The sequence below is a fragment of the Serratia sp. CY71090 genome (genome assembly GCF_052166845.1).
Classification (GTDB): domain Bacteria; phylum Pseudomonadota; class Gammaproteobacteria; order Enterobacterales; family Enterobacteriaceae; genus Serratia; species Serratia nematodiphila.
The window spans coordinates 707,875-723,797 of sequence record NZ_JBJNOA010000001.1 but is presented as its reverse complement, the minus strand read 5'-3'; the positions used below and the strand labels follow the sequence as shown (position 1 = coordinate 723,797).

The window sequence follows — 15,923 nt, the reverse complement described above, 5'->3', positions numbered from 1 at the left end:
AGTGTCTGCTGCCCTGTTAACGCCTCAGGCGGTAGCCTCAGCCCCGAAAGCGCCGGGGCGGTTCTGTTGCAACCATTGCTGTACATAGCGCACCAGATCGCCGATGCAATCATCCTGCATGCCGTGGTGTTTCAGCTCGTTATCCAGCGCAAACAGGTATTGCGCGTTGGTACCCAGCGGGCCGCTGGCGCTGGCGATCAATGGCGCGATCACCTGGTGGCTGGTGTCTGCTTCAAACAGCGGGTGCTGCGCGTTCATCACGAACACCAGCGCCGTGACGGTCTCTCCGCCATCCAACTGCAGTTCACACCAGGTCGGCACGTAGCAATCGGTCACCATTTCGCGCTTCCAAAGCAGCTCCAGCTCTTCACGCAGCTTGCCTTCCGGCAGACGAAACGCCAATCCGGTGGTCTGGCCGCCCTCTTTCAGCGCCAGCATGCGCCCCGGTTGATGCAACGTGCCGCGCCCGGCGGTCAAACGCATGCAGAACGCCCGATGCCAGCCCTGCAGCATGGCGGGCCGCACTTCTTCAGATTCGAAAACCGGATTCCACATCAGCGAACCGTAACCGAATACCCATACCGGGCTGTGATCCGGCCGGCGCGATAACGTGCATTCCAACGAGGCTGCGCGCTGTTCAGGCGTCAGCAACAGCGACTCCTCAATAGCGCCAAAGGCGGTTTTGCAATCCGCTTTTTGCAGAAAATCTCGCGTTAACACTGTTACAACCTCCCGGGAATACGATTTCTCGTCCTCCCTCGCCACTACTGAACCTTTGCAATTTTATTTTTTGGTGCGGAATTTTATTAATTCAATAACCGCGCCGATTAATAATGACCATATTCTTTTCCCGCCGCGCAATCAAGTTGCAAAGCGGCGTTAACGTGGAAAAGTATTTGTACTGAGCAGCAATAATATTAATTGCCGAGGTCAGCATAACGTCTGCGCGTTTTTTACCGGGGCATAAAGGCGTTACTTTTTATGCCAGCGTTCGTCGTCGCCCTTGCGATAGCTTTGCTTGACCGCCGCCCAGGCCACTTTATGCGCCGTCTCCTCCCGGCTGTCGTCACCGCGCCGATCGTCGGGATCCCGGTATTGTTGCCAGGCGCTGTTGAACGCTTCTTTATAGATCGCCTGCGCATGTTCCGGTAGCACATGCTTCACATTGTCCGGCAAGTCGTTCGTGTCTTGGTATGGCATCACGTCCTCCCGTGCTTATTGCGTGGACCTTAAGCCTAGCTCACACGCGGTTGCGCCTCAATGAGCAAACAATTCTCATTATCAAACGGCATGGTATACTCACCGCCAAACGAACTATAAGGAGATCCTCGTGACTACCGAAGCCCCTCGCTCACGCGCCCCCTACCTGATCGCCGTCAGCGCCGTACAGGACATTACGCCGCACCTGCGCCGCATCACCTTTACCGCGCCCGATCTGCGCTACTACCCGGCCAACGCCGCCGCCGCGCACATCAAGGTCTTTTTGCCGCTCGCCGGCCAAACGCAGCCGGATCTGCCGACGCTGACTGAAAACGGCCCGCGCTGGGCTGCGGATGCCGTGCGCCCGATCGTGCGCACCTATTCCATTCGCGCCGTGCGCCCGGAACAGGCGGAAGTGGACATCGAATTCGCCATTCACGATCACCAGGGACCGGCGGTCGACTTTGCGCGCCAGGCGAAAATCGGCGATAAAATCGGCATCAGCAATCCAGGCGGCCCCAAACCGATGCTGCCGGCCGCCGACTTCTACTGCCTGGCGGGCGATCCTTCCTCGCTGCCTGCGTTGGCCGCGCTGCTGGAAAACCTGCCGCCGCACGGCGCCGGGCGCGCTTTCATCCGCGTCGACAGCACTGCCGACGTGATTGACCTGGAAAAACCTGCCGGCGTTGAGGTGAATTGGATCGTCGGCGGCACGGAAAAAACCGACGAATTGATCGCTCGATTCCGCGCGCAGTCCCTGCCGCAGGGGGAAGCGCACTTCTGGCTCGCCGGTGAAGATCGCCTGGTGGTGGAGCTGCGCCGTTACCTGCGGCGCGAACGTCAATGCGATCGTAATCGTCTTTATGCCGTGCCTTACTGGCGTGAAGGGCTAAATGAAGAGGGATACCACAATAAACGGCATGAAATCATGGACAATATTGACGACTAGCGGTCATATTTTCCTTGAATAACCACGAACTAAATAAGTAAACACGACTTTTCTCAAATCTAACGTTGTAAATTGACGTTATTGCGTAAAAGTAAGTAAATAAAACCGCACCCCGTGCGGTTTTTTTGTTACTCTGATCACATAAAGCAAGCAATTGCTTTCTCAGATAAAAACAACATCACACCGGCGCCGCGGGTGTATCCTAATATAAAATACCTACTGGAAACGCAGAGTTGCCGCATCACGGCGACCGGCGCTGACGGGCTACGCTGTTTGAGAAGGAGTGCCACCCTCATGAAGTCGCAACACGATCCTGGCCGATCCACCAAGTCTCGCCACACCGAATACTCACTGATCTTCCCCATCGCCGCGCTGGTGGTGTTGAATTTATGGGGCAGCACCGCTAACTTTCCGCTGATCGTCGGCATCAATATTCTCGCGCTGGTGGGGATCCTCAGCAGCGCCTTCAGCGTGGTGCGCCACGCCGACGTGCTCGCCCACCGGTTGGGCGAGCCCTATGGCTCGCTGATCCTCAGCCTGTCGGTGGTGATCCTCGAAGTCAGCCTGATCTCGGCGTTGATGGCCACCGGCGACGCCGCGCCGGCGCTGATGCGCGACACGCTGTACTCCATCATCATGATCGTTTCCGCCGGCCTGGTCGGCTTCGCGCTGCTGCTCGGCGGGCGCAAGTTCGCCACCCAGTACGTCAACCTCGGCGGCATAAAGCAGTATCTGATGGCGATTTTCCCGCTGGCGGTGATCGTGCTGGTGTTCCCAAGCGCGCTGCCAGGCGGCAACTTCAGCACCGGGCAAGCACTGCTGGTGGCGCTGATTTCCGCCGCCATGTATGGCGTATTCCTGGTGATCCAGACCAAAACCCACCAGAGCCTGTTCGTGTACGAGCATGAAGACGACGATGGCGATCCGCATCACGGCAAGCCTTCTTCGCACAGCAGTGCCTGGCATGCCGCCTGGCTCATCGTGCACCTGATCGCGGTTATCGCCGTCACCAAGTTCAATGCCAATCCGCTCGAAGGCCTGCTGACCAAAATGAACGCGCCGGCGCAGTTCACCGGTTTCCTGGTGGCGCTGCTGATCCTGTCGCCAGAAGGCCTGGGCGCGCTGCGCGCCGTGTTGAACAATCAGGTGCAACGCGCCATGAACCTGTTCTTCGGTTCGGTGCTGGCGACCATCTCCCTGACGGTGCCGGCGGTGACCATCATCGCTACCCTGACCGGGCAGACGCTGATCTTCGGCCTGCAAACGCCGCATATCGTGGTGATGTTGACGGTGTTGCTGCTGTGCCAGCTGTCGTTCTCGACCGGCCGCACCAACGTGCTAAACGGCACCGCCCACCTGGCGCTGTTCGCCGCCTACATGATGACGATCTTCGCCTGATCAAAAAGGGGCGCACTCTGTGCGCCCCTGCCTGCGTTATACCGAGAAGAATATCGCCGCGGCGATCCCCCCGAACAAAATCCACTTGATGATGTAATAGCCGGTGCGGTTCCAGGCCTTCAGCCGTTTCCCCACCCGGCGTATCGCATAGATGTATTTGAACATCTTGTTGACGCCGCCGGTGCGATCGCCCTCTTCGTTCGGCGCGGTGGCGGCGCTCATAAGGTTGCGCCCCAGCCAGTGATTCACCGCCTGCGCCCAGCGGTAGCGCATCGGCCGTTCGATATCGCAGAACAGGATCAGGCGATTCTGCCCGCTCTGGTTTTCCGCGTAGTGCAGATAGGTTTCATCGAACATCACCCCTTCACCGTCGCGCCAGCTGTAGCGCTCACCGTCCACCTCAATGAAGCAGCGGTCATCGTTGGGGGTAATCAACCCCAGGTGATAACGCAGCGAACCGGCGTAAGGGTCGCGGTGGCGCGGCAAACGGCTGCCGTCCGGCAGTTCGGCGAACATCGCCGCCTTGACCGAAGGCAGGCTGCGCAGCAGTTCCGTGGTCTGCGGGCACAGGGTCATGGCGGAGGGATGGCTGTCCTCATACCATTTCAGATAAAAGCGCTTCCAACCGGTCTTGAAGAACGAGTTGAAACCGGCATCGTTGAATTGATCGGACGCCTTGATCTGCTGGATCTCCATCAGCTTCTGTCCTTCGTCGCGGATGGTCTCCCAGTTCTCCCGCAGTACCGCCAGCTCAGGGAACTGCTCCGGCTTCAGGTACGGCGTAGTCGGCACACGAGAAAACAGATACATGAAGACGTTCAACGGTGCGGTAAAGGTGGAATGGTCAGACAGCTGCCGCCACACGTTGTAGCGCACCCGCCCGCGGTAATGCACATAGACGACGCATAAAATAAGCAAAAGCAGAATGATGTATTTCATGTTTGAATCGCAGCAAAGAACCCACACGCTATGCGCCGCGCGGCGCACACCCCAGATAATGTCCTTTTGGCGCCGCACGCAAATTGCGCGCCAATCTGGAACCCATTAATCATTAACGCTAACTCAAGGAAAATCTATACAAAAAACCACAATAATTTACACAAAGGTTAAACGAGAGCGGAAATTGCGGAGATAAAAAAGGCCGCCGAAGCGGCCTTTTCAGTAGCGGGTAGGTTAACTGTAAGCGTTGAGCGTGCGCTGGCACAAAGCGGAGCGTACGCAGTCCTGTTTTTCAAAGCGGATAACGCCGATCATCTCGTCCTCTTCGAAGCGCTCCAGGGCATCGCTGAGACCGGATTTCACGCCGCGCGGCAAGTCGCACTGGGTCACGTCGCCGTTAACGATAACCGTCACGTTTTCCCCCAGGCGGGTCAGGAACATTTTCATCTGGCTGGCGGTCACGTTCTGGGCTTCATCCAGGATAACGACCGCATTTTCGAAGGTGCGCCCGCGCATATAAGCGAACGGCGCAATCTCTACCTTGCCGATTTCCGGGCGCAGGCAGTACTGCATAAAGGAAGATCCTAAACGGCGCACCAGAATGTCATACACCGGGCGGAAATAAGGCGCGAATTTCTCGGCGATATCCCCCGGTAAGAAACCGAGGTCCTCATCCGCCTGCAAAACAGGACGGGTAACGATAATCCGATCCACCTCTTTATGAATCAGCGCCTCCGCCGCCTTGGCGGCGCTGATAAATGTTTTGCCACAGCCGGCTTCGCCGGTGGCGAAGATCAGCTGCTTATTCTCTATGGCTGATAAGTAATGACCCTGAGCTTCGGTTCTAGCCTCGATGGGTGAGCTATCGCGCTTGTCTCGCGCCATGCCGATAGACTCGACTCCCCCCATTTGCACCAGCGAGGTCACAGACTCTTCTTCCAGCTGGCGATGACTACGAGCGTCACGACGAATAACGCGTTTCGCTTCACGACGTGCTTTGATCACTGCTTTCTGTCTACCCATAGTGGCACCTTACAGTTTGTTTCACCTACCGCAACGGCCAGGCCGCGCGATTATGTTTCACACACGTATTAGGTTTTGGCCTCCTCCGAGCCAATAAGAGCCAAGGGACAAGGTGAATCGACGGCAACGCTTAAGCGCCGTGTCTTCACGGGACAACGCGGACTGCATCAATAAACGTGGAGTAAAAAGTGATGAGATTCGGTAGCGATAAGGGTGCGGAGTTGCCGGTAAAAGAGAGTCGGAGAGAGAACCCTCGTTACAACGAGAAATCAGGGGAGATGTGTTATTTTTTCTTTCCAGCCCAACCAAGGACTTTACCATTAGCGATCCCCGCAGTGATATTTACAGCTTCAAGCTGTGCACCGTGTGAAAACTACCGCCAGATGATTACAGTATAATGACATTCAATCCCACAGCGTTACTAAAATGTAAAAAAATTTAATGTCTTTTGTTTTCAGTTAACGCAAAAACACTATATCACGCCCAAGACATCATTCCATAGAAAATTATAATCAATAAATATCAATGAATTACAATTAAAATCCGCGAATGACACTTTGGTTTCCCGATTAAATTTTGCGCAATCAAAAGCAGCAGAGATGGGTGTTTTTTTATCTGCTGGCAAAGCATTGAATTGCGTTTCATCGTTAACTGCCCTCCTGCAGCGGGTAAGACAAACGTAAAACGAGGCGGAAGATCCCGCCTCGTCATTCCGCCTTCAGGCCTTGAGCAGGCCGCTGGCCAGATAATCGCCACCCTCTTTCACGCCCGGCAATACGAAGAAATACCCGCCGCCAATCGGCTTGATGTATTCCTCCAGCGCTTCGCCGTTCAGCCTTTTTTGCACCGTCAGGAAGCCTTTCTCCAGATCGGCCTGATAGCAGACGAACAGCAGCCCCATTTCCAGCTGGCCGGCATTGGAGACGCCAAGGGAATAGCTGTAGCCGCGCCGCAGCATCAGGTTGCTTTGGCTTTCCGGCGTGCGAGGATTAGCCAGCCGGATGTGCGCATCCATCGGGATCACCTTGCCGTCGGGATCGTTCGCGTAGTCCGGCTCGTCATGTTCACGCTTCATGCCCAGCGGCGCCCCGCTGTGCTTCTCGCGGCCGAAGATGGTTTCCTGCTCCTGCAGCGGCGTGCGATCCCAAAACTCGACGCGAAAACGAATAATGCGCGCCGCCTGGTAGCTGCCGCCCGCCGTCCACGCCGGCTCACCGACGTTGTCGCCGACCCACACCACCTTATCCATCAGCGGTTTGTCGTCGGTTTTCGGGTTCGCAGTGCCGTCTTTGAAACCCAACAGGTTGATCGGCGTCTCTTTGCCTTTGCTGCGCGCCGCGTGCGCGGAGATGAATCCCTCCCGCTTCCAGCGCACGCTGAGCAGATCCGGCGAATGCTTAATGATGTCGCGCAGCGCGTGAATCACCGTTTCGTTGGTGTTGGCGCAGATCTGCAACAGCAGGTCGCCGTGGCAAAGCGCGGCGTCCAACGCATCGTTGGGGAAGCGGGTCATTTTCTGCAACCGCAGCGGCTTTTGCGCCTGCAGACCAAAGCGTTCATCGAACAGCGATGCGCCGACCGAGACGGTGATGGTCAGGTTGTCCGGGTAAATCTCCGGCCCCATGATGCCGGAATCGAGCGGCGGCAGTTTGGCGTCCACCTCCGGCGCCTTGCCGCCGTGGGTCAGGAAGGCGATGCGCTCGGTCAGCAGCCGGAACAGGCGCTCCAGCCCCGCTTTGTCGGTCGCCAGCACATCGAACGCCACCAGCATCATCGCCGCCTGTTGCGGCGTCAGCACGCCGGCCTGATGGCGGCCATAAAACGGCTGTTTCTGCCAGCGCTCATCCTGCGGCGTCGCCAACGGCTCCGCCGCGTTACCCGCCGCCTGCGCCAGGCGGCTGCCGCCCAGCGCCAGCGCGCCCAGCCCCAGCCCTTGCAGCAAACGGCGGCGCGAAGGCGATGCCGCCCCCTGCGATTGCGGATGCGGCCCGTTATTCGGGCCTGCCTTGTTGCTCATAACCGTATGCCTCAGTCCAGACCCAATACGCCGCGCAGCTGAGAAAGATCTTCCGCCAGCGTGGTGATCGGCCCTTTCAACGCATTGCGATCGGCATCGGTCAGCTTCTCATAGGACTCATAACCCTCTTTGGTTTGGTACTTCGCCAAAATGGTGTCCACGGTTTTGAAGTTGGCGTCGATTTTGTCAAGCAGCGGCTTATTGGCCTTAACCAGCAGCGGGCGCAGCAGATTGACTATCTTTTGCGCGCCGTCGACGTTGGCCTGGAAGTCCCACAAATCGGTGCGGCTGTAACGGTCTTCTTCACCGCTGATCTTGCTGGCCGCCACCTCTTCGATCAGTCCGGCTGCGCCGCCCACCACCTTGCTCGGCGGGAAGGTCAGTTCACTCACGCGTTTTTGCAGCTCAACGGTGTCGCGATACAGACGATCGGCATATTGGCCCATGTCTTTGGTGGAGTTGTCGGCAAACAGCGCCTTCTCCAGACGGTGGAAGCCGGTGAAGTTCGGGTCCGCCGCTTTCTTCTCGTAGTCGTCTTCACGGGCGTCGATGCTGCCGTCCAGATCGGAGAACAGCTCGGCGATCGGCTCAATGCGCTCATAGTGCTGGCGGGTCGGCGCATACAGCTTGCGCGCCTGCTCCACGTTGCCGGCCTTCACCGCGTCGGTAAACAGCTTGGTCTGTTTCACCAACCCATCGACTTCTTTGGTGACGTAAACCTTGTATTCGGCGATCGGGCCGACCAGGTCCAGCGCGTTCGGCTTGCCGTCGGTGGCGCCGTTGGCCGCTGCGGTGACAGTCAGTTTGCCTTTCGGATTGCTCAGCAGCCCGCAGGTCATGTCATATTCGCCCGCTTCCAGCGTGGCGGTCATTTTCTGGGTAAAGCCCGGGGCGATGTTCTCGCGCTCTTCCACCACCATCACCCCTTTCAGGATTTCCCATTCGACGTTTTTCTGGCTGGTGTTGTGCACCACAAACTGCGTCTTGCCGGCCGGGACCGTCAGTTGCATCGGTTCGCACTGCTTGTCGTTAACCGTAACCTTGACCTGCGGCACGTCCGCCGCCAAGGCGTCGATGCTCAGCGCAAACGCCGGGATAGCCAGTAATGCTGCGTGCAACGCCTTGCGGCGAAATAACGGAGTAGACATACGAGATTCCCTATTAAACATTAATGATTGATTTTACGTTGCGCCGGGGCCGCTGCCGGCTCCGCGCGCTGCGGCAGGAAAAAGAAAATCAGCGCCGGGATCAGATACAGGAAGTAGACCGCCACTTCGCTGACCGTCGGCGCTTCCTGGTAACCGAGAATGCCTTCCAGCAGGGTGCCGAACAGCGAATGAGTCGACAGGGTGTTGCTGAAATCGAAGGCGATGTCCTGGAAGTGGTTCCACAGACCGGCTTCGTGGAAGGCGCGGATCGCCCCGGCGGCCAGGCCGGCGGCGACAAACAGAATGAACAGGCTGGTCCATTTGAAGAATTTGGCCAGGTGCAGCTTCACCCCGCCCCAGTAAATCATCATGCCCAGCACGATGGCGGCCACCAGGCCGAGCACCGCGCCGATCGGCGCCGCGGCGCCCACGTCTTGCTGGAACGCCGCCAGCAGGAAGAACACCGACTCCAGCCCTTCGCGCGCCACGGCGAAGAACACCATCGCCACCAGCGCCCACCCCTGCCCTTTACCGGCGCTGAGCGCCTGATCGATAGCCCCTTCCAGATGCACCTTGACCGATTTGGACACCTTACGCATCCAGAACACCATATAGGTGAGGATCAGCACCGCCACCGCCGCCACGATGCCTTCGAACAGCTCTTGCTGTTTCTGCGGGAACTCGCCGGTGGTCTCATTGATGAAGATGCCGAGCGCCAGACACAGCGCCGCGGCGACAATCACGCCGATCCACACCGCGCCCAGCCATTGGCTGCGCTGCGTGCGCTTCAGGTAGCTGGCGATCAGGCTGACGATCAGCGCGGCCTCCAGCCCCTCACGGAACATGATAAGAAAGGGAACGAACATAACTAATCACCCCTGAAAAGACCGCGGCGGCAGAGAAAACCGGCTCGAAATGAGCCGCGGCGAGTATGTAAAGAAACGTAAAATACAACGAGAGTGATTATCATTCTGGCAAAAAGAAATACAAGAGGCACAAGCGTGATTTTTTCTAATCAAATGTCGCCAGGTGTTACAGCCGAATGACGGGCAAACAGGCAAAAAGAAGGGGCGCTCTGCGCGCCCCTTGCCGACTGACATCAAACGGCGTTATACCGTTTTGTATTCGGCTTCCGCCTGATCGAAACGTTCGGTCATGGTTGAGGATGGCTGGCGGCCCATCAGGCTCACCACCACGATGGCCAGGCAACCCAGGATGAAGCCAGGGATGATTTCGTACAGGCCCAGCCATTCGTACTGTTTCCAGACGATCACCGTCACCGCACCGACCAGCATGCCGGCCAGCGCGCCGTTGCGGGTCATGCGCGACCACATTACCGAAATCAGCACAACCGGGCCGAAGGCGGCACCGAAACCGGCCCAGGCATAACTCACCAGGCCCAGCACGCGGTTCTCCGGGTTGGCCGCCAAGGCGATGGCGATCAACGCCACTACCAGCACCATCACGCGGCCGACCCACACCAGCTCACGCTGGCTGGCGCCCTTGCGCAGGAACGCCTTGTACAGGTCTTCGGTGATCGCGCTGGAGCATACCAGCAGTTGGCAGCTCAGGGTGCTCATGACCGCCGCCAGAATCGCCGACAGCAGCACGCCCGCCACCCATGGGTTGAACAGCAACATCGCCAGTTCGATGAACACGCGTTCGCCGTTCTGCGACACGTTACCGGCCTGATCCGGGTTATTGGCGAAGTAAGCGATACCGAAGAAACCGACGGCGATGGTCCCGGCCAGGCACAGGATCATCCAGGTCATGCTGATGCGGCGCGCGCTGCGGATGGTGCGGTGAGAATCCGCCGCCATGAAACGCGCCAGGATGTGCGGCTGGCCAAAATAGCCCAGGCCCCAACCCAGCAGCGACAGGATGGCGACGAAGTTCAGCCCCTTCAGCATGTCGAGGTTGGCCGGATTCTTCGCCTGAATCACCAGCATCGAGGTATCGATGCCGCCGACGGCGAAGATCACGATCACCGGCGTCAGGATCAGCGCGAAAATCATCAGGCTGGCCTGTACGGTGTCGGTCCAGCTCACCGCCAGGAAACCGCCGATAAAGGTATACAGGATGGTCGCCGCAGCGCCGGCCCACAGGGCGGTTTCGTAGCTCATGCCGAAGGTGCTTTCGAACAGGCGCGCGCCGGCCACGATGCCGGAGGCGCAGTAAATGGTGAAGAACACCAGAATGACGATGGCCGAGATCACCCGCAGCAGCTTGCTGTTGTCTTCAAAACGGCTGGTGAAATAGTCCGGCAGCGTCAGGGCGTTATTGTTGGCTTCGGTATGCACGCGCAGCCTTCCTGCCACCAGCTTCCAGTTCAGGTAAGCGCCGATGGTCAGGCCGATGGCGATCCAGCTTTCAGAGATGCCGGAGAGGAAGATGGCGCCCGGCAGGCCCATCAGCAACCAGCCGCTCATGTCGGAAGCGCCGGCGGACAGCGCGGTCACCACGCTGCCCAGACTGCGGCCGCCGAGAATATAGTCATCAAAGTTATTGGTTGCCCGGTAGGCAAGCAGGCCGATCAGCACCATCCCGAAAATGTACACCAGGAAGGTCACCAGCATAGGTGTGCTCATTGTCATTTAATTCTCCACTTTCATTATTATTCGCGTTTCGCTCCGGCCAAGCCGGCGCCGGTAAACCCACGCGCAATGCATTTCACTGGCCGCCGCGCCGGAACGTGGCGCAGCCTGCGAGCGAGTGCAGGTAAAATAGTTTCTGCCCGTAATTGTTGACCGTCGGTTATCCTAGATGAGCCTTTCATCAACCAACAAGATATTTAACAACAAAGTTACACAAAGTTTACCCTACGTCACATTTACCGGGCTCAAAGGTTGCACTCACGACAAGTAAAATGAGTTGCACCTTGCGATTACCCTTATATAGCGCAGGGTAAAGCGCCTGCGACGTAATAAACCCCGCCGCATTCGCTCAATAACGCAACATTCATGCCAACTGCCCGTGTTAAAAAATCGATGAAACTCACACTTCGCTCATCAGCCTGATTTAACAAGGTTGCACAAAGTTGCAACATGCAGGATATTGTCTGCATTCTTAACCCACACATCTCACGAACCTATCCCAACAGGCTTTCCGGCCTGCTGTTTGTCTAGCCTGATGGGATAGGTTCTAAACACAGGAGTTGGACAGGCATGGGCACTACCACAATGGGCGTGAAACTCGACGAGGCAACACGCGACCGGATCAAGAGCGCCGCGCAGCGCATCGATCGCACGCCGCACTGGCTCATCAAGCAGGCCATCTTTAATTACCTCGAGCGTCTCGAGAGCGGTACCGATATCCCTGAAATTCCAGCGCTGGCCGCAGCGGGCCAGCCTGAAGCGGACGACATTATGCCGCAAGCGCAGGAAGAGTCACACCAGCCATTCCTCGATTTCGCCGAACAAATTCTGCCGCAGTCGGTGACCCGCGCCGCCATCACCGCCGCCTATCGCCGCCCGGAGACCGAAGCGGTGCCGATGTTGCTCGAACAGGCGCGATTACCCGCCGATCTTGCGCAGGCCACTCACAAAATGGCCTACGGCATCGCCGAGAAGCTGCGTAACCAAAAAAGTGCAAACGGCCGCGCCGGCATGGTGCAAGGCCTGCTGCAAGAGTTCTCCCTCTCCTCGCAGGAAGGCGTGGCGCTGATGTGCCTGGCGGAAGCGCTGCTGCGCATTCCGGACAAACCGACCCGCGACGCCCTGATCCGCGACAAGATCAGCAACGGCAACTGGCATTCGCACCTGGGGCGCAGCCCGTCGCTGTTCGTCAACGCCGCGACCTGGGGCCTGCTGTTTACCGGCAAGCTGGTGTCCACGCATAACGAAGCCAATCTGTCCCGATCGCTGAACCGCATTATCAGCAAGAGCGGCGAACCGCTGATCCGCAAAGGCGTGGACATGGCGATGCGCCTGATGGGCGAACAGTTCGTGACCGGCGAAACCATCGCCGAAGCGCTGGCCAACGCGCGCAAGCTGGAAGAAAAAGGCTTCCGCTATTCCTACGATATGCTGGGCGAAGCCGCCCTGACCGAAGCCGACGCCCAGGCCTACCTGGTTTCCTATCAGCAGGCGATCCACGCCATCGGCAAAGCCTCCAACGGCCGCGGCATCTATGAAGGCCCCGGCATCTCTATCAAGCTGTCCGCCCTGCACCCGCGCTACAGCCGCGCGCAGTACGAACGCGTGATGGAAGAGCTTTATCCACGCCTGCTGTCGCTGACCCTGCAGGCGCGCCAGTATGATATCGGCATCAATATCGACGCCGAAGAGGCCGACCGCCTGGAAATCTCGCTCGATCTGCTGGAGAAGCTGTGCTTCGAGCCGCAGTTGGCCGGCTGGAACGGCATCGGCTTCGTGATCCAGGCCTATCAGAAACGCTGTCCGTTCGCCATCGACGCGGTGATCGACATGGCGCAACGCAGCCGCCGCCGCCTGATGATCCGTCTGGTGAAGGGCGCCTACTGGGACAGCGAAATCAAACGCGCCCAGATGGACGGCCTGGAAGGCTACCCAGTCTACACCCGCAAGGTGTACACCGACGTTTCCTACCTGGCCTGCGCCCGCAAGCTGCTGTCGGTGCCGAACCTGATCTATCCGCAGTTCGCGACCCACAACGCCCATACCTTGAGCGCTATCTATCACCTGGCCGGCAACAACTACTACCCTGGCCAGTATGAATTCCAGTGCCTGCACGGCATGGGTGAGCCGCTGTACGAGCAGGTGGTGGGTAAAGTGGCCGACGGCAAACTGAACCGCCCTTGCCGCATCTACGCGCCGGTCGGCACCCATGAAACCCTGCTGGCTTACCTGGTGCGCCGCCTGCTGGAAAACGGCGCCAACACCTCGTTCGTCAACCGTATCGCCGACGCCACCCTGCCGCTCGACGAGCTGGTGGCCGATCCGGTCAGCGCCGTGGAAGCGCTGGCGGCCAGCGAAGGCCAGATTGGTCTGCCGCATCCGCGCATCCCGCTGCCGCGCGAGCTGTATGGCGAGAAACGCGTTAACTCCAGCGGTCTGGATCTGTCCAACGAACAGCGTCTGGCCTCGCTCTCCAGCGCCCTGCTCACCAGCGCCAGCCATCCGTGGCGCGCGGAACCTATCATCGACGCCGAATTGGATCAGGGCGTGGAGCAGCCGGTGATCAATCCGGCCGAGCCGGGCGATGTGGTCGGCTACGTGCGTGAAGCCACCGAAGGCGAAGTCAGCCGCGCGCTCGACGCCGCCGCGGCCGCCGGCCCAATCTGGTTCGCTACGCCGCCGACGGAACGCGCCGCGATCCTCGAACGCGCCGCCGAACTGATGGAAAGCCAGCTGCAAAGCCTGCTGGGCATTCTGGTGCGTGAAGCGGGTAAAACCTTCAACAACGCCATCGCCGAAGTGCGTGAAGCGGTCGACTTCCTGCACTACTACGCCGGCCAGGTGCGCGACGACTTCGCCAACGACAGCCACCGCCCGCTGGGCCCGGTGGTCTGCATCAGCCCGTGGAACTTCCCGCTGGCGATCTTCACCGGCCAAATCGCCGCCGCGCTGGCGGCGGGCAACAGTGTGCTGGCCAAACCGGCCGAGCAAACGCCGCTGGTAGCCGCGCAGGCGGTGCGTATCCTGCTGGAAGCCGGCATTCCGCAAGGCGTGCTGCAGCTGCTGCCGGGCCAGGGTGAAACCGTCGGTTCGACGCTGGTCAACGACGCCCGCGTCCGCGGCGTGATGTTCACCGGCTCCACTGACGTCGCCGGCATTCTGCAGCGCAGCATCGCCGGTCGTCTCGATCCGCAAGGTCGGCCGACGCCGCTGATCGCCGAAACCGGCGGCCTGAACGCCATGATCGTCGACTCTTCCGCTCTGACCGAGCAGGTGGTGACCGACGTGGTGGCCTCCGCCTTCGACAGCGCCGGCCAGCGCTGCTCCGCGCTGCGTATCCTGTGCATTCAGGAAGACGTGGCCGAGCACACGCTGCAAATGCTGCGCGGCGCGATGGCCGAATGCCGCATGGGCAACCCGGAGCGCCTGTCTACCGACGTGGGCCCGGTGATCGACGCCGAAGCCAAAACCGGCATCGAGCGCCACATCCAGGCGATGCGCGCCAAAGGCCGCAAGGTGTACCAGGCCGCCAAAGGCAGCGCGCAGGATGAGAAAGAGTGGCCGCGCGGCACCTTCATCAAGCCGACGTTGATCGAACTCGACAGCTTTGACGAGCTGCAAAAAGAGATCTTCGGCCCGGTGCTGCACGTGGTGCGCTTCCAGCGCAACAATCTGGACGCGCTGGTCGATCAGATCAACGCCGCCGGTTATGGCCTGACGCTGGGCATCCACACCCGCATTGATGAAACCATCGCTCGGGTGACCGAACGCGCCAAGGTCGGCAACCTGTACGTCAACCGCAACATGGTCGGCGCAGTGGTTGGCGTGCAGCCGTTCGGCGGCGAAGGCCTGTCGGGCACCGGCCCGAAAGCCGGCGGCCCGCTGTACCTGTACCGTCTGCTGGCCAACCGTCCGGACGACGCGCTGCAACGTACGCTGCACCGCCAGGACGAAGAACGCCCGATGGAAGCCACCGCGCGGCCGCAGCTGTTGGGTGCGCTGCAATCGCTGGAGAAATGGGCGGTCACCAGCCAGCACGGCGAACTGGCGGCATTGGCGCAGCGCTATGCGGAACTGGGCCAGGGCGGCACCGTACGTCCGCTGCCGGGCCCGACCGGCGAACGCAATACCTATGCCCTGCTGCCGCGTGAACGCGTGCTGTGCCTGGCGGATAACGAAGCCGACGCGCTGATCCAGCTGGCCGCCGTGCTGGCGGTTGGCAGCTGTGCGCTGTGGCCGGAAGCGGAACTGCAGCGCAATCTGTTCCGCCGCTTGCCGAACGATGTGCAGGCGCGCATCGCCTTCAGCAAAGACTGGCAGCAGGACAAGGTCGAGTTCGACGCCGCCATCTACCACGGCGATGCCGACCAGCTGCGCACCCTGTGCGAGCAGATCGCGCAGCGCGGCGGCGCCATCGTCTCGGTGCAGGGCTTCGCTCACGGTGAAACCAACATCCTGTTGGAACGCCTGCTGATCGAACGTTCGCTGAGCATCAACACCGCCGCCGCCGGCGGTAACGCCAGCCTGATGACCATCGGTTAACGCATCCTCAAGGCGGCAATACATTGCCGCCTGATTTGCTAACCGCTACGCAAACCCTGCACTTGTGCAGGGTTTTTTATTGTCCGCAGCCCGGTCAGCCGTTAGCGTATTAA

The 15,923-nt window shown here is 59.5% G+C and carries 11 protein-coding genes; 3 read left to right on the top strand and 8 right to left on the bottom strand.

The features are described from left to right. Positions 1–24: 24 nt before the first annotated feature. Positions 25–720: a gamma-glutamylcyclotransferase gene (locus tag ACJ8OK_RS03400; protein WP_021504033.1), complete on the bottom strand. Its 696-nt coding sequence runs from the start codon at positions 718–720 to the stop codon at positions 25–27. 252 nt (positions 721–972) lie between these two features. After that, on the bottom strand, positions 973–1,200 hold the full coding sequence (chaB, locus tag ACJ8OK_RS03395) for a putative cation transport regulator ChaB (RefSeq protein WP_016927335.1): 228 nt from the start codon (positions 1,198–1,200) through the stop codon (positions 973–975). Positions 1,201–1,330: 130 nt separating this feature from the next. Here chaB and ACJ8OK_RS03390 point away from each other — a divergent pair, with 130 nt between their 5' ends. Continuing rightward, on the top strand, positions 1,331–2,149 hold the full coding sequence (locus ACJ8OK_RS03390) for a siderophore-interacting protein (protein WP_049240591.1): 819 nt from the start codon (positions 1,331–1,333) through the stop codon (positions 2,147–2,149). Positions 2,150–2,443: 294 nt separating this feature from the next. After that, positions 2,444–3,547 (top strand): sodium-potassium/proton antiporter ChaA, encoded by a 1,104-nt coding sequence (gene chaA, locus ACJ8OK_RS03385; protein WP_004934723.1) that lies wholly within the window; start codon positions 2,444–2,446, stop codon positions 3,545–3,547. A gap of 36 nt (positions 3,548–3,583) precedes the next feature. On the opposite strand, the gene lpxO is transcribed toward chaA, so the two are convergent. The 6 genes from lpxO to putP form a co-directional block, all read right to left on the bottom strand. Then, positions 3,584–4,486 (bottom strand): lipid A hydroxylase LpxO, encoded by a 903-nt coding sequence (gene lpxO, locus ACJ8OK_RS03380; protein WP_015378219.1) that lies wholly within the window; start codon positions 4,484–4,486, stop codon positions 3,584–3,586. Between the two features lie 234 nt (positions 4,487–4,720). Next, complete coding sequence (phoH, locus tag ACJ8OK_RS03375; RefSeq protein WP_004934726.1) at positions 4,721–5,509, bottom strand: phosphate starvation-inducible protein PhoH; 789 nt, start codon at positions 5,507–5,509, stop codon at positions 4,721–4,723. 718 nt (positions 5,510–6,227) lie between these two features. Continuing rightward, positions 6,228–7,526 carry an iron uptake transporter deferrochelatase/peroxidase subunit gene (gene efeB, locus ACJ8OK_RS03370; RefSeq protein WP_076740734.1) on the bottom strand — a complete coding sequence of 433 codons (1,299 nt, stop codon included), beginning with the start codon at positions 7,524–7,526 and terminating at the stop codon, positions 6,228–6,230. Positions 7,527–7,537: 11 nt separating this feature from the next. Beyond that, positions 7,538–8,674, bottom strand: a complete 1,137-nt coding sequence (gene efeO, locus ACJ8OK_RS03365; protein WP_085336687.1) for an iron uptake system protein EfeO — start codon at positions 8,672–8,674, stop codon at positions 7,538–7,540. 20 nt (positions 8,675–8,694) lie between these two features. Continuing rightward, on the bottom strand, positions 8,695–9,540 hold the full coding sequence (efeU, locus tag ACJ8OK_RS03360; RefSeq protein ID WP_004934730.1) for an iron uptake transporter permease EfeU: 846 nt from the start codon (positions 9,538–9,540) through the stop codon (positions 8,695–8,697). Between the two features lie 243 nt (positions 9,541–9,783). Beyond that, entirely contained in the window at positions 9,784–11,268 is a 1,485-nt protein-coding gene (putP, locus tag ACJ8OK_RS03355; protein WP_015378228.1) for a sodium/proline symporter PutP, read from the bottom strand. 570 nt (positions 11,269–11,838) lie between these two features. Between putP and putA the strand changes: the two genes are divergently transcribed. Next, on the top strand, positions 11,839–15,810 hold the full coding sequence (gene putA / locus ACJ8OK_RS03350) for a trifunctional transcriptional regulator/proline dehydrogenase/L-glutamate gamma-semialdehyde dehydrogenase (protein WP_442530386.1): 3,972 nt from the start codon (positions 11,839–11,841) through the stop codon (positions 15,808–15,810). Positions 15,811–15,923: the final 113 nt, after the last annotated feature.